This window comes from Streptomyces sp. NBC_01166 (assembly GCF_045039765.1).
Taxonomy (GTDB): Bacteria; Actinomycetota; Actinomycetes; order Streptomycetales; family Streptomycetaceae; genus Streptomyces.
Map to the genome: position 1 here is coordinate 8,019,560 of NZ_CP108613.1, position 18,058 is coordinate 8,037,617.

Here is an 18,058-nt window from a genome sequence, read left to right on the forward strand (position 1 = left end):
GCGGCGCTTTCGAACAGACCGGGACCGCGGTGGGAGGCCGTGGTCGGGGTCACCCGCGTGACGTCGCGCGTGGTCCGACGGTCGGGCGGCGTGGAATCAGGTCCGTCGTGCCCCCTGTGGCCGGCCGCGCCAGAGTCGTCAGGGCTGCGTGGTCGGGGGAGAGCGAGCAGGCCGGGTCGGTGCGTGTGGCGTCGCCGGTCAGGGCGAACGCCTGGCACCGGCAGCCTCCGAAGTCCTGGTCGCGACGTTCGCAGGAGCGGCACGGAGAGGGCATCCAGTCCGTTCCTCGGTAGAGGTTGAATGCCTTGGACTCCTCCCAAATCCAGCGCAGGGCGTGGTCCTTGACGTTGACCGGGTCGAGTCCGGGCAGGGTGGCTGCCGCAGGGCAGGGCAGGACTGTGCCGTCCGGGGCCACGGTGAGGGAGACGGCTCCCCAGCCGCCCATGCAGGCTTTGGCCACTCCGTCGAAGTAGTCCGGTGCCACCCAGACAATCTCCAGGCTTCCGTCGAGTCGCTCCCGCCATCTGCTCACGGACTCCACCGCACGGGCGACCTGGTCCCGCCCGGGCATCAGGGCCTCCCGGTTGAGGAGGCCCCATCCGTAGAACTGGGTGTTGGCCAGCTCGATGCGGTCCGCTCCCCAGCGCAGCGCGAGCTCCACGAGGCCGTCCACCGCGTCCAGATTGTGCCGGTGCAGTACGGCATTGATGCCCAGGGGCAGTCCGGCCTTTCTGACGAGTCCGGCCGCAGTCTCCTTGGCGGCGAACGCCCGGCTGCCCGCGATGCGGTCCGAGGCGGCGGGGTCCGCATGCTGGACCGAGAGTTGCACGCTGCGCAGTCCCGCGCGGGTCAGGGACCGCAGGCGGTTCTCGGTGAGCCCTGAACCGCTGGTGACCAGCTGGGTGTATACGCCGGCTTCCTCCGCCCCGGTGACGATGGTTTCGAGGTCCTTGCGGAGCAGCGGTTCGCCTCCGGAGAGATGGGTCTGCAGGACGCCGAGATCCGCCGCCTGGCGAAAGACGTCCACCCAGTGAGCGCCCGTCAGCTCGCTGGACCGACGCGTCAGTTCCAGCGGGTTGGAACAGTAACCGCAGTGCAGCGGGCAGGCGTGTGTCAGTTCTGCCAGGAGGCCCCAGGGGGGTGCGATCGTGCTCACCGGATCCAGCCTTCCTTGCGTATCCGTTCCACGAACGAGGCCACTTCTGCGTCCACAGGGGCTCCGGGAAAGCGCTCCCGAAGTTCATCGGTGATCTGTGCGACCGTGCGTGTGCCGTCGCAGAGTTCCATCACGTGAGGGGCGCTGCCCGTCAGCACGACGACGCGTTCCGGCATCAGCAGTACGTGGTTGTCGCGCGCCCGGTCGTGTCGCAGGACGACGGCGGGTGCGGGTCGCGGGCGCCAGTGGCCGGGGTCGTGGGTGGTCATCGCGAGCTCACCGGTCGGCTCCCGTGGTGCACGGCATCCAGCAGTGACCACAGGACGTCACACTTGAAGGAGAGAGCCGACAGGGCGGCGAGTTGTTCGGATCGGGTCAGCGCCCAGTCGGTGACCCAGGTCAGCGCTTCAACTCCGTCGCGGCGGCCCTGGGGGACCCTGCTGCGGAAGTAGGTGAGCCCCGGTTCCTCGATCCAGGGATAGTGGATCGGAAAGGTCTCCAGCCGGGTCAGCATGATGTCCGGCGCGCAGAGTTCCGTGAGTGAGGATGCCACGGCCTCCAACGCGGGGCTCAGGCGGCAGAAGTTCACGTAGCCCTCGACTGCGAACCGCACCCCAGGGAGGACGGACTCGCCCGATTCCATCTCGGTGCGGTCCAGGCCGACCGCCTCGCCGAGCCGCAGCCAGCGCTCGATGCCGCCTTCGCCGTCCGCGAGACCGTCGTGGTCCTGGATCCTGCGCAACCAGGATCGCCGCATCGACGGCTCGGGGAGTTTGGCGAGGATCAGCGCGTCCTTCACAGGGATGCTGCGCTGATAGTGGAACCGGTTGGCGACCCAGGTGCGGAGTTCGTCGGGACTGAGCCCGCCCTCGTGCATCCTCACGTTGAACGGATGGGTGTCGTGGTAGCGGCTCCGCGCGAGCTCTCGCAGTTCGTGCTCGAACGCGGCAGGTGGCAGGGGGCTGTCTTCCTGCCGTGCCATGGCTGTCGCGGCCCCGGTCGGCCGTGCGGGTGCGGTTGTCATAGTTCGATCACCATCCCGTCCTGTGCCACTTCGAGCCCCCACCCGCGAAGGACACCGTGCTGCGGGGCCAAGGGGTCGACCAAGGGGTTCGTATTATTGAGGTGCGTGTAAAGGCAGCGAGCCGGCAACTGCGCCAGTTGCTCGGCTGTGCCACCGGGGCCCTCGACGGGCAGATGTCCCATCCCGGTGGACGTCCGGTCCGAGATGCCCAGCCTCCGTGGTTCCTCGTCGTCCCAGAAGGTCCCGTCGACGAAGACGCAGTCCGCTCCGGCTGCCTCCTTCGCGAAACCCTCGGTCCATGCGGCGAGCGCCGGTGCATAGAGTGCCGTCCTGCCGCTGACGGGGTCATGGAGGCGGGCAGCCACGACCCAGGTGGCGTCCTCCGAAGCGTCGGCGGCGTACCGGGGGCGTTTGGTGGACAGGGGAACCGCGGACAACTCGATCCCGGCGACCACGGCCGGAGTTCGCCCGGTCGGTGGCAGGTCCCGCCAGGTGAGTGTGGTGTACGGCGTGAGGACGGTGTCCAGTGCCAGGCGTTCCCGCAAGGCCTTCCGCACGGGTGCGGTGGCGTAGATCTCCATGTGCCGGGCCTCCCGCAGCCGTAGAAGGCCCAGGGTGTGGTCGAGTTCCGCGTCGGTGAGCAGGACCCGGACCACGGGTGTGCGCTCCTCGCCGGCGCCGGGCCGAAGTTCGGTGTGCGTCTCCAGGTGATCCGTGATGTCCGGTCCCGCGTTGACCAGCAACCACGAGGACGGACCGTGTCCGAGGACGGCGAGGGAGTCGTGGCTGCGGCGACGGTCAGGGTGGGCGCGTGCCCCGGAACATCCGGGGCACGCGCAGTTCCATTGGGGAACTCCTCCGCCCGCTGCCGTGCCCAGTGTGAGCAGCAGCACGGCGGGTGCTAGAGGGTGTTGAGCGAGTAGGCGGTGACCTCCATGGCCGTGTCGACGACCGTGAAGTCCGGGGTGACCCAGCCGCCCGGCGTGGCGGGGGCGGCCTCTGCCTGCTGCTGGGCTGTGGTGGATTCGAGCATGGTCGGTATCCCTTCAGAGAAACGGAATGGGGCGAGGAGAGGGGAGGTGAGGTCGTCCGGGCCCGGCCCGACGCTTGTGAGGTGAACAGCGGACCCCTGGAGGCGCAGGCGACGGACTCAAGCCAACCGTGGTGCGGTCTATGTGGTCCGTCAGGTGGATCGATATTTACGCTATGCCTGCGCTTCGGCCGTGGCAAGGGGGCGGACGCAGTCGACCATGGCACTCGGGAAGGGCCGGGTGGAGCGGGCTACTTGCAGAACGGCTTCATGCCTGCGGCGGACTGGATACCTCCGATGACGAGCTTCTGGAACTCGGCGGCACCGGCGAAGGACCCGTCCGTGGTGAACTGCTTGGCGTCGTGGCCCAGTGTGGTGACCCAGGAGCGTCCCCCGTCGTAGTACTGGCACCATGCGACGGCGTGCTCGTTGCCATGGCCGGGGTGGCTGTAGTTGCCGGCCACGCCCTTCGCGAGCGTGCTCTCGTCGACCTCGGCCAGCACGCGCACCTCGGTGGGGGCGGGCACCAGGTTGTACCACTCGTCGGTGAAGTTCCAGCGGGCCGGCAGCTCCTTGGTGGAGACGTCCTTGCGCCCCACCGTCTGCACGGTGCCCAACTGCGAGGGGCCGTGGTCGTAGAAGTTGGCGTTGCCCAGCAGGCCCTCGTACCAGGGCCAGTTGTATTCGGTTCCGAAGGCGTTGTGGAGTCCCACGAAGCCGCCGCCGCCGCGGATGTACTGGCGCAGGGAGGTCTGTGCGGCGTCGTCCAAAGCGTCCCGGCTGGTGGAGAAGAAGACCACCGCGTTGTACTTGAACAAGGTGTTCGGGGAGGCGAGCTGGGTGACGTCCTCGGTGTAGTCGACCTGGAAGCCCCCCGTCTCGCCCAGCTTGATCATGGACTTCTGGACCACGTTCGCATCGGTGAGCGGCGGGTTCAGCCCGGTCGCCAGGGCGGGGCCCAGGTTGGCGTGGCGCGGCCCCGCCGTGCGGGTGTAGAGCAGAACCCGATAGCCCTTGGCCGGGTCGAAGTTGCCCCAGTCGTGGTAGCAGTCGGGATCCAGGCCACGGCACACCCCGTAGTCCGGGTCACCCAGCTCCTTTGCGCCCGTGCCGATCCGGCCGTGGGCGACGCTGAGGGTTCCGGTCGCGAGGAGTGCCGCGACCAGGGCGACCGCCATCCCGAGCGTGGCGAGGACGGCCGTGCGGGTGCTCAGGGCTCTCGCCCGGAGCGTTCTTCCTGACATGAGAGTGCTTCCTTCTGTGGTGGACGGCATGCGAAACCGGCACGACGAAGAGGCAGTGCATCGGGCCGCGCCGGCGACTCGGCGGGCAGCGGCCACGCGAAGGCGCCGGAGGCATTACGCCATGCAGGGGCGGGCGCGCCTGGCGGCAACGTCTGCCGCGGCGTGACGGTGGGAGTGGCGGCACGGTCGGGCCGCGGGGGAGGAGCTAGGAGACGACGATCTTGCCTGTGCTCTGGGGGGAGACCGGGTCGTTGTAGAAGAACTCGCCCGGGGAGTCGAAGGTGTACGTGTACGACTCACCCGGCATCAGCAGCCCGGTGTCGAACTCGGCCTCGAAGAAGGCCACCGCGCCGTGGGCGGTCTTGTTGCCGGCGGGGTTGGTGAACGTCACGGTGGTGCCTCGGGCGATGGACAGGTGTTGAGGTGACATGGCGTTCTGCGAGACGAGGTTCTCGGTGGCCCCGGGCGCGCCCTTCGCGCTGTCCCATACGCGGCCCAGGGTGACGGTGTCTCCCGCGGTGGCGCCGCTGACGGCCGCCGCCCGGATCTGGTTGCGCTTCGACGGCGGTGTCGGTGCGGGAGCAGGGCCGACCTTGCCGCCGACCTTGAACGCCCACAGGTGGTCGCCCTTGGGGATGTCCGGGTAGGGCAACCCGTTCCCACCGGCCAGCACCGCCACGTACTGCTCGCCGTCGACCTCGTACGTCATCGGGCTCGTGTTGACGCCCGCGCCACACTGCCAGGTCCACAACTCCTTCCCCGTCGCGTCGTCCAGGGCGGTCAGCACACCGTCGGGACGCCCCTGGAAGAGCACGCCGCTCGCGGTGGAGAGGACGCCGTTGCCGTGGGCGAGCGACCAGTCGCCCTCCTGTCGCCAGGAGACGGTATTGGTGCGTGGGTCGACGGCCACGACCCCGCCGGCGAAGTACTCGCCGAGCGGGCGCGCGGTGTTGACCCTGCCCTCATGGGTGTTGGAGTAGGCGGAGTTGATCAGCCCGTATCCCACGTAGACCAGCCCCGTGCGGTGACTGAAGGACGGCGACGACCAGTCGGCGCCGCCGCCCGCGCCCGGGTAGAGGATGGTCGGCCGGTCCCAGTGCACCTCGAAGAGGCCGCCGGTGGCGTAGAACGGCACGGGCCGGGTGGCCTTGTCGATCCGTGGCTCCGTCTCGACGAAGGGTTCGCCCCCCGGGAACGGCTGAGTGAGTGCGGTCTTCTGCGCCGCGTGCTGCGGCACAGGGCGCTCCTCCATGCCGTGTACGGGGTCGCCGGTCGCGCGGTCGAGAATGTAGTACATCCCGGTCTTGCTGCCGTAGACGACGACCTTGCGCTTGCGCTTCTCGATCTGGATGTCCGCGAGGACCGGCGACATCACACCGTCGTAGTCCCAGATGTCGTGGTGGACGGACTGGAAGTGCCAGCGCCTCTTCCCCGTCTTGGCGTCGATGGCCACCAGGCAGTTGGCGAAGAGGTTGTCCCCGCCTCGGGTGGAGCCGTCAGTGCGCGGATACGGGTTTCCGAACGTCCAGTAGACGAGCCCGAGTTCGGGGTCCACCGCAGGGTGGATCCAGCACACGGCCCCGCCGGTCTTCCAGGTGTCACCTTCCCAGGTGTCGTGTCCGAACTCGCCGGGCCCCGGGGTGCCCCAGAACGTCCAGACGACTTCGCCGGTCGCCGCGTCCAGGCCGTAACCGCGGCCTCGGGCGCCCGCGGTGCTGCCCTGGGTGCCGACGTAGATCATCCCGTCCCAGTGGACGACCGCGCCGGCCAGGCTTCCCCTGCTGCCGCCGCACTGGCCGCTGGCCGGGTCGCACCCGGGGTCGCCCTGGTCCTCGATGAGCATCTCCCTGGTCCACACGACCGCGCCGGTGCGCTGGTCCAGGGCGTAGACGATGTTCTCACCGGAGATGGTGAAGGCGAGGCCCTGGCCGAGTGCGACCCCACGCATGTTGGTGGTCTCGCTGCCGACGTTCGTCTTCCATTTCACGGCGCCGGTACGCCCGTTGACGGCGAAGATGTTCTGCTGGGTGGTGGCGACGTAGAGCACGCCGTCCTGGGCGACGACCGCGCACTGCTGGGCGCGGGCAGCTTCGCCGCCCTCCAGGTTGATGTGCCAGGCCCCGCCGAGCTGCTTCACGTTGCGCGGGGTGATCTTCTTGAGGGCGGAGTAGTTCTGGTTGGCCAGGTTGCCGCCTGCCTTGGGGAAGTTCTTCGCTGTTGCCTCGAACGCCTGCCTGGGAACGGGAGTTGCCAGAGTGCCCGTGCGCGTTTCAGCGGCCTGGGCGGGTGAATTGAGTACGGCGATGCTCGCGGTCGTGCCGGCCGCGGCCGTGGCGAGAAAACTGCGTCTGTCCATGAACCCTCTTCCGTGACATGCCCCTGCCGAGCTGCGGTCCACCTGGTGGTCCGGTGCGCGGTGAGGGGGAGGGAGAGCAGGAGGCGGATCTTGGTCCGCTGTGCGGTTCGCTAGACCCGCATGATGGTCGCCGAGAGGCGCTTCCATACGTTAAGGACGTGGCAGCGGCCTGACAAGGGTCAGGACGCGGATTCCTCGGTGGCAGACGGATCGACAGGGTTCAGGCGGGCGGGGAGGACGGACCGGGGGATGGGCCCCTTGTTCCGGCGCCCCTGCCCGGTCTCCTCCCACGCGTGGGCCAGGATGCCCACCGACCGGCTGATCACGAACAGTCCCCTGGCCAGCGGTGCGGGGAAGCCGAGCTCGGCGTAGATGACGGCAGTGGCGCCATCGATATTCATCGGCACGGGGCGCGCGCCGACACGGCGCTTCTGCAGGGCGCGCTCGACGGCCAGAGCCGCTTGCAGATGGTCGCCCGCCACGACCCCGGCGGTCACGGCCTCCTCCGTCAGCCGCAGAAGGGGGTCGCGGCGGGGGTCGACGGGATGGAAGCGGTGGCCGAAGCCGGGAAGGTATCGGGAACGCGCCTGGCGCAGGGCCATGACATCGGCGGCGGCCGCGTCCCAGTCCCGGCCCGCCACATAGTGGGTGCGGATCTCCTCGAGCATTTCCACGCACTGCTGTCCCGCTCCGCCATGGACGTCGCCGAGCATGTTGACACCGGTGGCGATCGCGTTGTTGAGCCCCACCCCGCAGGTCGCTGCCATGCGCGCGGCTGCGATCGAGGGCGCCTGCGGCCCGTGGTCCACGCCTGCCACCAGCGCCGCTTCCAACAGCGCGGACTGGCGTGGTGAGGGAAGGGTGCCGCGCAGCAGGAGCCACAGGGTGTCCACCAGGCCTACCGAGCCGATCAGTTCCTGTACGGGCCGGTCCCGTAGTTCGATGGAGCCGGGCTCGATGTGGCTGACGGCGGTGGCCCACCACTGTGCGGCCTCGTCGTGGGCGGATGCGGATGCGGATGCGGACGTACTCATGAGCCTGTCGCCTCCTTCGTGGCGGTGGCAGTGGCGGACCAGCGCGATGCGAGCTCGCTCCTCTCGTGGTTGTGCTCGCCCAGAAGTGGGGGCGGTGTGCGGGGCAGGAAGGCCTCGCCGTCGAAGAGGACGCCGCTGCCGAGGACCGGCAGCGCGATGTTCGAGGCGTCGGGTCTGCGGAATTCACCGATGAACCCCCGGTGCCGCAACTGGGGCTGATCGAGGGCCTGCGGGACGGTGAGGACGCGTGCCGCGGGCACTCCGGCGGCGGTCAGCAAGCGTTCCCACTCCGCTGCCGGGCGCTGCGAGAGCGCGCTGTTGAGAGCCGCGTTGAGTTCCTCGCGATGGGCCTTGCGGCCCTCCCGTTCGGCGAATCGGGCGTCCGTGACGAGCTCGGGGACACCGACGAGCCGGCACAGCGTCTCGAACTGGCGCTGCTGGTTGGCCGCGATGTTCAGCGGTCCGTCCGCGGTGCGGAACGTGCCGGACGGCGCCGCGGTGGCGTTCTGGTCCCCCATGGGTTCCGGGGGTACACCGCTGACCATGTAGTTCGACACGGCCCACCCCATGGCCGACAGGGAGGTCTCCAGCATGGAGACGTCCAGCCGGCTGCCCTGCCCCGTGCGTTCCCGGTGCAGCAGCGCGGCGCTGACCGCGAGCGCCGCGGACAGCCCGCCGGTGGTGTCGCACACCGGGAAGCCGACCCGCAGAGGGGCGGTGTCGGCGGTCCCGGTCACGCTCATCATTCCGGAGAGCCCCTGGATGATCTGGTCGTACGCCGGTGCGTCACTCATCGGCCCGCTCTGCCCGAAGCCGGAGATGGAGCAGCAGACCAGGCGGGGATTGATCCGGTCCAGCCGCTCCTGGTCGTACCCCATCCGTGAGAGGACCCCCGCGCGGAAGTTCTCCAGGAGCACGTCGGCGCCGGCCAGCATCTCCTCGAAGACCTCGCGGTCGGCGGGGTTCTTGAGGTCGAGCTCCACGGACTTCTTGCCCGCGTTCTGCGCCAGGAAGGAAGCCCCGATGCCGGCGCGGTTCAGGTCGGCGTCGGGGCCGAGGTTGCGGGCCAGGTCTCCCTGTCCGGGGCGCTCGATCTTGATGACTTCCGCACCCAGGAGCATGAGGTGGTAACTGCAGTAGGGACCTGCCAGGACGTTCGTCAGGTCCAGGACTCTTATGTTGTCGAGCGGTCGCGCATCCATGGGCATTGTCTCCTTACGCGGCGCCGGCGGACGGCCCCGCTTTCCGGCACGGTTGTCAGCCCCGCGGTCCCAGGGGGTGGTCGAATCCCTGCGACATGATCTCCGCGGCCACCTGCATCAGGTCCTCGGCGAACTCCTCGATCGATCCTTGCGTGATGCGTGCACTGGGGCCGCTGAGGGAGAGCGAGGCGACCACCACGCCGGAGGAGGTGGCGAGTGGAACGGCCACGGCCGTGAGGCCGACGTCGCGTTCGCCCTGGCTCACCGCGTATCCCTGCTGCGACGCCTCGTCGACCCACCCCCGTAGCCGTTCGACGTGCGCCTCGCCGTGGGGCGAGTCCCTCGCGACCCGGTGCATCAGCGCGTCGCTCGCGCCGCTCAACAGCACCTTGGACGAGGCGCCCGCCCAGAGCGGGAGTTCGTCCCCGACCCGCACCACGTGACGCAGCGGCTGGGGACTCTCCTGCTGCGCGACACAGACGCGGTGGATGTCGCGCCGGATCATCACGTTGGCCGTCTCACCACGCCGGTCGGCCAGCTCGCGCAGCAGCTTGATCGTCTCCTGGGGCAACTCCCAGCTTCCGTGTGCGAGATGGGCCCATCTCCACAACCCGGGCCCCGCGGTGAACCCCGCGTCGGTGGACCACAGAAGCCCGTAACCCTCCAGTGTCTGCACCAACCGGACCACGGTGGTCTTCGCGAGACCGGTCGCCTCCACCATGGTTCGGAGGGAGACGACGGGCTGGTCCTCGGTGAGCAGCGACAGGATGTCCAGGGCCCGGCGCACACTGCGCACACCGCCCTGTCCTTGCTCGGAATCCATGTTTTCTCCTTCGTACGTCCTTGCCGGGAGAGCCTGCCAGGGATGGTGCGAGGTGGGCGCATCCACACGTGCGGCAGCACCGATTTCGGCGGGAAACCTGAGGATTCAACTTCTTTTGGCCGGGCTCTTGCCAAGCTCAACCGGCGCCCGTACGTTACACGCCAGTCCACAAGGCGGTCTATGCAAACCGCTAGATGGCTTGTCTGGAGAAGTGATGCTGGAAGTCATCCTCAAATCCGTCGCCGATTCGGATGTCGTCGACGCACTGCCCTTCCTAGCCGGTGCATGGTCGGGTGACGGACCGACGGCGGAACGCACCGGCCCTTACCTGCGGCGAACCGTGAGCCGCGCTCCCACCGCTCTGCCGGCCGAGATCGACAAGGCCGTCGCCGATGCCCGCCGGTACGCCCCTCAGGTCGCCACGCTCGCCCCGGCAGCGCGGGCCGAAATCCTGCAGCGCGCGTCGGTGGCCGCTCTGAACCACCGCGACCGGCTCGCCCGACTGCTGGCCCTGGAACTGGGCAAGCCGGTCAAGGACAGCCGCGTCGAGATCGAGCGGGTCGCCTCGACCTTCGAGGTCTGCGCCGCCGAAGCCCGCCGCATCGACGGGGAGACACTGCCGGTCGCGGGCTGGAACACCGGTGTCGGCAACAGCGCCTTCACCTACCGCGCTCCTGCCGGGGTCGCCCTCGCGATCACGCCCTTCAACGCTCCCGCGAACCTGCTGGCACACAAGCTCGGCGCCTCGTTCGCCGCAGGCAACACCACGCTCGTGAAGGCCCCGCCGCAGGCACCGGGCATCTCGGCGGCGCTGGTCGCCCTTCTGCTCGACAGCGGACTGCCCCACCAGGCGGTCCAGTTGCTCCACGGGGGAGGCGACGTCGGGGCGGCCCTGTGCGCGGCCACCGAGGTCGATGTCATCAGCTTCACCGGCAGTGCCGCCACCGGCGCGGCCGTTGCCCGTGCCGCCGGCGCCAAGCGACTGGCCCTCGAACTCGGCGGCAACGCGGCCACCATCGTCTGCCAGGACGCCGACATCGAAGCGGCTGCCAAGGCATCCGCTCGCACCGGGTACAGCAACTCGGGGCAGAGCTGCATCTCAGTCCAGCGGGTCTACGTGCACCGAAGCCGCTACGCCGACTTCCTCGACGCCTTCACCGACGCGGTCGACACCCTGGTCATCGGTGACCCGATGGACCCGCTGACGGACATCGGCTCGATGGTCGACGAGGACGCTGCCGAGCGAGTGGTCCGCTGGTCCGCCGAAGCGAAAGGACTCGGGGCCTCGGTGTTGCGCGGCGGTACGCGAGACGGTGCCACCGCAGCTCCGACCATCATCGCCGGGCCGCCTGCGAACGCCTCGGTGGTCGTCCACGAAGTGTTCGGCGCTCTCGTCGCCGTCATGCCCTACGACGACTTCGACACGGTCATCGGTGAGTGCAACGCCAGCCGCTACGGGTTGCAGGCCGGCCTCTTCACCCATGACATCAACCGCATCTTCACCGCCTGGCGCACCCTCCAGGTGGGCGGGCTCATCGTCAACGGAACCTCGAACTACCGCCTGGATCACATCCCGTTCGGCGGGGTCAAGGACTCCGGGTTCGGACGCGAGTCGCCGCGCTGGCTGATCGACGACTACACCGTCGTCAAGACCCTCATGCTCCGCGGCCTGTCCATCTGGGGCGATCGCCACGACCTCACGGAGGAGAACCAGTGACCAGCGTCACCGCTGCTGAAGCCCTTGTCGCCCAGCTCGAGTCCTACGGCGTCGAGTACGTGTTCGGAACGTGCGGGCACACCAACATCGCCCTGCTGGACGCCATGGGCCCCAGCTCCATCCACTTCGTGATCGCCCGCCACGAGCAGGCTGCCGCCCACGCCGCCGACGGATACGCCCGCGCCTCGGGCAAGCCCGGAGTGCTGCTCACCCACGTCGGCCCGGGCATGATGAACGCGGTCACCGGTGTTGCCACGGCCGCCATGGACTCCGTCCCGCTCGTGGTCATCTCCGGTGACATCCCCTCCTATTACTACGGCCGACATCCGCACCAGGAGGTCAACCTCCACGCGGACGCCGACCAGACCGCGATCTACCGCCCCTTCTGCAAGCGCGCATGGCCCGTCCAGCGCAGCGCCGACCTGCACCGGACCTTGGAACGCGCGTTCTGGACGGCGACCTCCGGCCGTCCCGGTGCCGTGCTCGTCAACGTACCCATGGACCTCTTCTCCCGGCAGGTCGAGCCCTACGTCCCCGGGTCGCACGCCATGCCTGAGAGTTCTCTCCCCGGCATCACGCAGGAGGCTGCGCAGCGCATAGCCCAGGCGCTGGTGGACGCGGAGCGACCGCTGATCTACTTCGGCGGCGGACTGCGCACGCCGGAGGCCAAGCAGGCGCTGCTCAGCCTGGCCGACCACCTCGACATCCCGCTGGCGCACTCCCTCATGGGCAAGGGCGCCGTACCCGACCGGCACCCCCTGCTCCTGGGCATGCCCGGCTTCTGGGGACTGGACTCCACCCACGCCCACACCAAGGACGCCGACGTGGTGCTGGCGTTGGCCACGCGCTTCGCGGAAACCGACGCCAGCTCGTGGGAGGCGGCGTACACCTGGAACTTTCCGCCGAGCAAGCTCATCCAGATCGACATCGACCCGGCTGAGATCGGACGTAACTACCCGGTCGAGATCGGGGCTGTCGCCGATGTCGGACACTCCGTGCGCGCCATCGAAGCGGCCGTCCGCGCCTTGCGGCCCGAACCCACGCGCCGGCCGGGACTGCGCGAGACGATCGCCGCCAGTCGTACGGAACTCTTCGACACCGCGGCGGTCAACGGGGCGAGTGACAATTTCCCCCTGCGGCCCCAGCGCATCCTCGCCGATCTGCGGGCAAGCCTGCCTGCCGACGCGATCCTGGTGACGGACGTCGGCTGGAACAAGAACGGCGTCGCCCAGTCCTACGACCTGCCGCCCGAGGGCCGCTTCATCACCCCCGGCGGAGCCTCCACCATGGGCTTCGGACCGGCCGCCGCCGTCGGCGTGCAGATGGCGCAACCGCAGAGGACAGTGGTCGCCCTCATCGGCGACGGCGGGATGAGTGCACAGCTTCCGGCCGTGCCCATGGCCGTGGAACAGGGCCTTCCCGTGATCTTCGCGGTGATGAACAACCGGGCTCACGGCACGATCTCCGACCTCCAGCGTTCCAACTACGGCCGCGGATACGGATGCGACTTCACCGGCCCCGACGGTGAGTCCTACAGCCCCGACTTCGCCGCGTACGGACGGTCCTGCGGCGCCGACGGCTACGAGGTGGCGGCCGCGGAGGACCTGGCCAAGGTGCTCACGACCGCGGTCGAACGCCGCCGGCCGGCGGTCATCGACATCCCCATGGTCAACGAGCCGGTTCCCACGCCCGGCCACTGGAACATCAACGACATCTACCAGGGCAAGTTCGAGGACGAAGGATGATTCCCATGCGCGCCAGAACCCGTCACACCGTCCCGGCCGTCGCCCTCGGTGTCCTGCTCGCCGCATCGGCGTGCAGCGCCCCCGGTGATTCCGGCTCAGACAAGGCCGACGGCAACGGTCCCATCGAGATCGCTGTGGTGAACGCCCAGAGCGGCCAGCTCGCAGCGCTGGGCGACTGGGAGGCCAAGGGCGCCAAGCTCGCCGTGGACGAATGGAACAAGAAAGGCGGCATCGACGGCCGGAAGATCAAGGTCACGGTCTTCGACGACCAGGGCGACCCCACCACCGGCACCAACATCGCCCGCAAGCTGGACAACGGCAACTACGTCGCGATGATCGGTACGGCCGAGAGCGCCGTCACCGTCGCCATGGCGCCGATCCTCCGGCAGGCGGAGATTCCCAACATCACCTCCGGCCAGGCCACGGCCCTCGTCGACGTCAAGAGTCCCTTCCTCTTCCTCAACGGCCCCACCAGTACGACCTACGACTCCACGCTGGCCGATTACCTGGTCACCACGAAGAAGTTCAAGAAGATCGCGATGATCTCCAACAACGGGTCCTACGGCAAGGGCGAGCACGACGCCTTCACCGCCGCGCTCAAGAAGGCCGGCATCACGCCGGTGAGCGACCAGGTCGTCACCACCGACCAGAAGGACTTCAGCGCGTCGCTCTCGCGAATCCGCCAGTCCAAGCCGGACGCCGTCTTCCTCGGCGCCGAGGAGGTCCAGGCCGGGCTGATCGTGAAGCAGGCACGTGACCTGGGCATCAAGGTCCCCTTCGCAGGCGCCGCCCCCCAGGGCACCCCGGTCTTCATCGAGACTGCCGGTGCCGCGAACGCCGCTGAGACCATCGTCAGCTCGCCCTACCTCAGCAACGAGATCAGTGACGCCAGCCGCGCGTTCGCCACTGCCTACAAGGCCAAGTACGACAAGGACGCCGAACTGCACGGGGCCAAGGCCTACGACGGCACCAACATCGTGCTCACCGCGCTGAAGAACAGCGACCTGGCCACCGGGAAGAAGCTCGCCGACGAGATCCGCGCCACCAAGTACCAGGGCCTGCTCGGTGACTTCGCCTACGACGAGACCGGTGTCGGCATCTTCAGGACCACCATCGGCGTCATCAAGGACGGAAAGCTCTCCGCAGCTCAGTAGCCAGCCCGTCGAGCCGAGAGCCGGGCTCCGCACCGGCTTCAGGGAGCCACCATGCAAGTCACCCTGCAAACCCTCGTCGGCGGCCTCAGCCTGGGTGCCGTCTACGCCCTGATCGCTGTCGGATTCTCCGTCGTCTACCGCACCATGGGCCTGGTCAACTTCGCCCACGCCGACGTCGCGATGATCGGCGCCTACGCCGCCTCAACGTTCTATCTCACCACGCACGTACCGTTCGGCATCGCCATCGTCATCTCCATCGTCGTCACCGGCGCCATAGGCCTGGTCATCGAGCGGGTCCTGCGCCCGCTGGAGAACAAGGACTTCGACCTGATGCTGATCGGGACGATCGGCTTCGGCACCGTCCTCCAGGCAGCCGCCACCCTCATCTGGGGGACCACGGGGCGGGCCATGCCCTCGCCGATCTCGTCCGGACCCCTGGAAATCATGGGCATCCGTATCCGTACCTACGATCTGATGGTCATCGCGATCACCGCAGCATGCGTCGTACTGCTCACTCTGTTCCTCCAGCGCACCAAGCCGGGGGCCGCCATGCAGGCAGTGGCGATGGACCACGAAGCGGCCACCGCCGTCGGTATCCACGTGGGCCGCAGCAACGCCCTCGCCTTCGCGATCGGGGCAGGCATCGCGGCCCTCGCCGGCAGCCTCGCCGGACCCATGCTCTACGTCGACGCCACCCTCGGCGGCGCCCTCGGCGTAAAGGGCTTCGCCGCGGCGATGCTCGGTGGGTTCGGCAGCATTCCCGGAGCGGTGGTGGGCGGCCTGGCCATCGGGGTCCTGGACTCCTACGCCGGCGACCACTTCCAGGGCTACTCCGTCCTGGTCACCTTCCTGGTCTTCACCGTGGCCATCATGATCCGGCCCACAGGCATCTTCGGCGAGAGGACGGTGAGCCGGGCGTGAACATCCTCAAATCCAAGGCGTCGCTCATCCTGCTGGCGTGCGTAGCGGCCTTCCTGCTGCCGTACGGCCTCAACGGCTACTCGATGCACGTGGTGGACATCGCGATCATCTTCGCGCTCCTCGCCGTCGGCATGGGGCTCGTCATGGGGGTCGCGGGCCAGATCAACCTGGCCCAGGTCGCCTTCTTCGGAGTCGGCGCCTACACCACCGCCATCCTCACCACCCACTCCGGATACGGCTTCTGGGCCGCGGCACTCGTCGGTCTGGCGGCCACCGTCCTGGTGGGGCTGCTGGTAGGGCTGCCGGCATTGCGCATGCAGTCGCACTACCTCGGAATCGTCACGCTCGGCCTGGCACTGGGATTCGTCAACTGGATCACCAACGCGGAGATCACCGGCGGCGCGGACGGCATCTCGGGCATCCCCGTACCGCCGCTCTTCGGGATCGACCTCGCCGACGAGTACATGTACTACTACCTGGAGATCGTGGTCTTCGGCCTCGCTCTCGCCTTCGGTACCTTCGTGGTGCGGACCCGGCTCGGCCGCCGGCTCCGCGCGATGCGCGACGACGCCCTCGCGGCCGGGGCCATGGGCGCGGAAATCCCCCTGTTGCGGATGACCGCCTTCCTGCTCGCCAGTGTGTACGGCGGTGTGGCCGGCATCCTCTACGCAGGTCTCATCCGCTACGTGGCACCCGAGACCTTCAGCCTCAGCAACATGTTCCTGCTGCTGGCGATGGTCATCATCGGCGGCCGGCGCAGCCTCGTGGGGTGTGTCGTGGGCGCGGTCGGACTCGTGCTGATCCGTGAGGCACTCGTCGACTTCGCCGTCTACGCGCAGCTCGGGTACGGCGTCGTCGTCGTCCTCATGGTGGTCTTCGCCCCCACCGGGCTCGCCGGGATCCCTGAACGCATCCGGGAAGCCATCGGCCGTCGCAGGAAGAACGACGACGTACGCGCCGCCGAGTTGGGGCCCTACCTGCCTGAGACCGTCCCCGCGGATCAGGCTCGCGAGACCGGTTCCGCCGACGGGCCGGCGCTGGAGATCAGCCACGTCACCAAGCGGTTCGGGGCGCTGACCGCGCTCGACGACGTCACCCTGACTGTGGAACGGGGAGAGATCCGTGGCATCGTCGGCCCCAACGGGTCGGGCAAGACAACCCTGTTCAACGTGATCAGCGGGCTGTACCGGCCATCCGCCGGGCGGGTCGCCGGTGTCGGCCGCGACATCGGCCGGGCGCGTCCGTACCAGCTGTCCCTGGCGGGAATGGCGCGCACGTTCCAGAACCTGCGTCTCTTCTCCCAGATGACGGTCCGCGAGAACATCCTCGTCGTCCTCGACCGGTCCCGCACCAGCACGGTCTGGCAGTACGCCGTGTGGCCCGTCGGTGTCCTCCACAACGAACACCGGTTGCAGGCGGAGGCGGACCGCATCCTGAAGGAGTACGGGCTCACCGATTTCGCCGGCGCACACCCGCAGTCGCTCCCGTACGGCATCCAGCGCCGCATCGAGATCGCGCGGGCCATGGCGGGACGGCCCAGCTTGCTTCTCCTGGACGAGCCGGCGGCCGGTCTGAACGGTGAGGAGGTCGGGCAGCTATCGGCGATCGTCCGCTCCATCCGAGACCAGGGGATCACCGTCGTTCTCATCGAGCACAACATGGGACTGGTCATGTCCCTGTGCGAACGGATCACCGTCCTCGCGGCCGGCAGCGTCATCGCGGAAGGGACGCCCGCCGAAGTGGCGGCGACTCCCGAAGTCATAGAGGCGTACCTCGGCGACTCGACGCCGGCCGACATACCCGTTCATGCCGCACCGGAGGTTCCGTAATGACCACGACCGCCGCGTCCGGCACCGCCACCGACAGCCTCGCAGTCACCGACCTGACCGTTCATTACGGGGGAGTCTGTGCGGTCAGATCCGTGGAGCTGAGTGTCGCCCCGGGCGAGTCCATGGGGATCATCGGCTCCAACGGTGCCGGCAAGACATCCACGCTCAAGGCCCTGATGGGGCTCATCCCGCGCAGCAGCGGCCGGATCACCCTCGGCGACACCGACCTCAGCAAGGTACGAGCTCGGGACATGGTCCGGCACGGTGTGGGCTATGTCCCCGAAGGCCGGCATGTATTTCCAGGACTCTCCGTCGAGAAGAACCTGCTGCTCGGCGCCTACAGCAGGTCTTGGAAGGGAGAAACGCGGGACACCCTCGCGCACGTGTACGACCTGTTCCCCATCCTGCGGGACTTCCGGAACCGGGCAGCCGGGGATCTGTCGGGAGGCCAGCAGCAGATGCTGGCCATCGGCCGTGCTCTCATGTCCCGGCCCAAGCTGCTCCTGCTCGACGAGCCCTCCATGGGCCTCTCACCGAAGCTGATCGAAACCGTCCTGGAAATCCTCGTACGGCTGCGCAGGGAGGGCCTCGGTCTTCTCCTCGTCGAACAGAACGCCAAGCTGACGTTCGGCGTCACCAGCCACTGTCTGGTGATGGAGAACGGCTCGGTCGCCATGTCGGGCACCTCCGAGGAACTCTCCCAGGACGAGCGCGTCCGTCAGATCTACCTCGGACTGTGAGTGGGCCCGATCCGGGCGCACCGGCTCCCCGGAACACGCGTAGGGACTGAAACCCGGCCGGCCGCCGCGCAGGCGGTCGGCCG

General features: G+C 68.6%; 16 protein-coding genes. 6 read left to right on the top strand and 10 right to left on the bottom strand.

Translation table 11 applies throughout. The annotated features are described in order from the left end of the window. Nucleotides 1–49: 49 nt before the first annotated feature. The 10 genes from pqqE to OG379_RS36350 form a co-directional block, all read right to left on the bottom strand. Nucleotides 50–1,156 (bottom strand): pyrroloquinoline quinone biosynthesis protein PqqE, encoded by a 1,107-nt coding sequence (gene pqqE, locus OG379_RS36305; protein WP_405667487.1) that lies wholly within the window; start codon nt 1,154–1,156, stop codon nt 50–52. Then, nucleotides 1,153–1,425, bottom strand: a complete 273-nt coding sequence (gene pqqD / locus OG379_RS36310; protein WP_405667489.1) for a pyrroloquinoline quinone biosynthesis peptide chaperone PqqD — start codon at nt 1,423–1,425, stop codon at nt 1,153–1,155. The genes pqqE and pqqD overlap by 4 nt, the downstream gene beginning before the upstream one ends. Beyond that, on the bottom strand, nt 1,422–2,138 hold the full coding sequence (pqqC, locus tag OG379_RS36315; RefSeq protein WP_405668776.1) for a pyrroloquinoline-quinone synthase PqqC: 717 nt from the start codon (nt 2,136–2,138) through the stop codon (nt 1,422–1,424). Before pqqC ends, pqqD begins: the two co-directional genes overlap by 4 nt. 38 nt (nt 2,139–2,176) lie before the next feature. Continuing rightward, complete coding sequence (pqqB, locus tag OG379_RS36320; protein WP_405667490.1) at nt 2,177–3,073, bottom strand: pyrroloquinoline quinone biosynthesis protein PqqB; 897 nt, start codon at nt 3,071–3,073, stop codon at nt 2,177–2,179. Nucleotides 3,074–3,081: 8 nt separating this feature from the next. Continuing rightward, nucleotides 3,082–3,213: a pyrroloquinoline quinone precursor peptide PqqA gene (pqqA, locus tag OG379_RS36325; protein WP_393759641.1), complete on the bottom strand. Its 132-nt coding sequence runs from the start codon at nt 3,211–3,213 to the stop codon at nt 3,082–3,084. 248 nt (nt 3,214–3,461) lie between these two features. Beyond that, nucleotides 3,462–4,454 (bottom strand): ThuA domain-containing protein, encoded by a 993-nt coding sequence (locus OG379_RS36330; protein ID WP_405667491.1) that lies wholly within the window; start codon nt 4,452–4,454, stop codon nt 3,462–3,464. A gap of 205 nt (nt 4,455–4,659) precedes the next feature. After that, the gene (locus OG379_RS36335) at nt 4,660–6,810 is read right to left on the bottom strand and encodes a PQQ-binding-like beta-propeller repeat protein (RefSeq protein ID WP_405667492.1); all 2,151 of its coding nucleotides are present in this window, start codon (nt 6,808–6,810) and stop codon (nt 4,660–4,662) included. Nucleotides 6,811–6,989: 179 nt separating this feature from the next. Further along, nucleotides 6,990–7,844, bottom strand: coding sequence for a citryl-CoA lyase (locus tag OG379_RS36340; RefSeq protein ID WP_405667493.1), 855 nt, complete (start codon nt 7,842–7,844; stop codon nt 6,990–6,992). Next, nucleotides 7,841–9,046 carry a CaiB/BaiF CoA transferase family protein gene (locus tag OG379_RS36345; RefSeq protein WP_405667494.1) on the bottom strand — a complete coding sequence of 402 codons (1,206 nt, stop codon included), beginning with the start codon at nt 9,044–9,046 and terminating at the stop codon, nt 7,841–7,843. Before OG379_RS36345 ends, OG379_RS36340 begins: the two co-directional genes overlap by 4 nt. 55 nt (nt 9,047–9,101) lie before the next feature. Continuing rightward, nucleotides 9,102–9,869: an IclR family transcriptional regulator gene (locus tag OG379_RS36350; protein ID WP_405667495.1), complete on the bottom strand. Its 768-nt coding sequence runs from the start codon at nt 9,867–9,869 to the stop codon at nt 9,102–9,104. A gap of 214 nt (nt 9,870–10,083) precedes the next feature. Here OG379_RS36350 and OG379_RS36355 point away from each other — a divergent pair, with 214 nt between their 5' ends. From OG379_RS36355 to OG379_RS36380, 6 genes are read left to right on the top strand one after another with little or no spacing between them, the layout of a single operon-like run. Continuing rightward, on the top strand, nt 10,084–11,586 hold the full coding sequence (locus OG379_RS36355; RefSeq protein ID WP_405667496.1) for an aldehyde dehydrogenase family protein: 1,503 nt from the start codon (nt 10,084–10,086) through the stop codon (nt 11,584–11,586). Further along, nucleotides 11,583–13,331, top strand: coding sequence for a thiamine pyrophosphate-binding protein (locus OG379_RS36360; protein WP_405667498.1), 1,749 nt, complete (start codon nt 11,583–11,585; stop codon nt 13,329–13,331). The genes OG379_RS36355 and OG379_RS36360 overlap by 4 nt, the downstream gene beginning before the upstream one ends. Nucleotides 13,332–13,336: 5 nt before the next feature. Beyond that, the gene (locus tag OG379_RS36365) at nt 13,337–14,485 is read left to right on the top strand and encodes an ABC transporter substrate-binding protein (RefSeq protein WP_405667499.1); all 1,149 of its coding nucleotides are present in this window, start codon (nt 13,337–13,339) and stop codon (nt 14,483–14,485) included. A gap of 51 nt (nt 14,486–14,536) precedes the next feature. After that, on the top strand, nt 14,537–15,406 hold the full coding sequence (locus OG379_RS36370; protein WP_393759623.1) for a branched-chain amino acid ABC transporter permease: 870 nt from the start codon (nt 14,537–14,539) through the stop codon (nt 15,404–15,406). Beyond that, nucleotides 15,403–17,235, top strand: coding sequence for an ABC transporter permease subunit (locus OG379_RS36375; protein WP_405667500.1), 1,833 nt, complete (start codon nt 15,403–15,405; stop codon nt 17,233–17,235). The genes OG379_RS36370 and OG379_RS36375 overlap by 4 nt, the downstream gene beginning before the upstream one ends. Then, entirely contained in the window at nt 17,235–17,975 is a 741-nt protein-coding gene (locus OG379_RS36380; RefSeq protein WP_405667501.1) for an ABC transporter ATP-binding protein, read from the top strand. Before OG379_RS36375 ends, OG379_RS36380 begins: the two co-directional genes overlap by 1 nt. Nucleotides 17,976–18,058: the final 83 nt, after the last annotated feature.

Coding starts and splice junctions, on each gene's coding strand:
- OG379_RS36340 (WP_405667493.1), bottom strand. CDS start 7,844: ATGAGTACGTCCGCATCCGCATCCGCATCCGCCCACGACGAGGCCGCA.
- OG379_RS36350 (WP_405667495.1), bottom strand. CDS start 9,869: ATGGATTCCGAGCAAGGACAGGGCGGTGTGCGCAGTGTGCGCCGGGCC.
- OG379_RS36335 (WP_405667492.1), bottom strand. CDS start 6,810: ATGGACAGACGCAGTTTTCTCGCCACGGCCGCGGCCGGCACGACCGCG.
- OG379_RS36345 (WP_405667494.1), bottom strand. CDS start 9,046: ATGGATGCGCGACCGCTCGACAACATAAGAGTCCTGGACCTGACGAAC.
- OG379_RS36330 (WP_405667491.1), bottom strand. CDS start 4,454: ATGTCAGGAAGAACGCTCCGGGCGAGAGCCCTGAGCACCCGCACGGCC.
- pqqD (WP_405667489.1), bottom strand. CDS start 1,425: ATGACCACCCACGACCCCGGCCACTGGCGCCCGCGACCCGCACCCGCC.
- pqqA (WP_393759641.1), bottom strand. CDS start 3,213: ATGCTCGAATCCACCACAGCCCAGCAGCAGGCAGAGGCCGCCCCCGCC.
- OG379_RS36380 (WP_405667501.1), top strand. CDS start 17,235: ATGACCACGACCGCCGCGTCCGGCACCGCCACCGACAGCCTCGCAGTC.
- OG379_RS36365 (WP_405667499.1), top strand. CDS start 13,337: ATGCGCGCCAGAACCCGTCACACCGTCCCGGCCGTCGCCCTCGGTGTC.
- pqqC (WP_405668776.1), bottom strand. CDS start 2,138: ATGGCACGGCAGGAAGACAGCCCCCTGCCACCTGCCGCGTTCGAGCAC.
- OG379_RS36355 (WP_405667496.1), top strand. CDS start 10,084: ATGCTGGAAGTCATCCTCAAATCCGTCGCCGATTCGGATGTCGTCGAC.
- OG379_RS36370 (WP_393759623.1), top strand. CDS start 14,537: ATGCAAGTCACCCTGCAAACCCTCGTCGGCGGCCTCAGCCTGGGTGCC.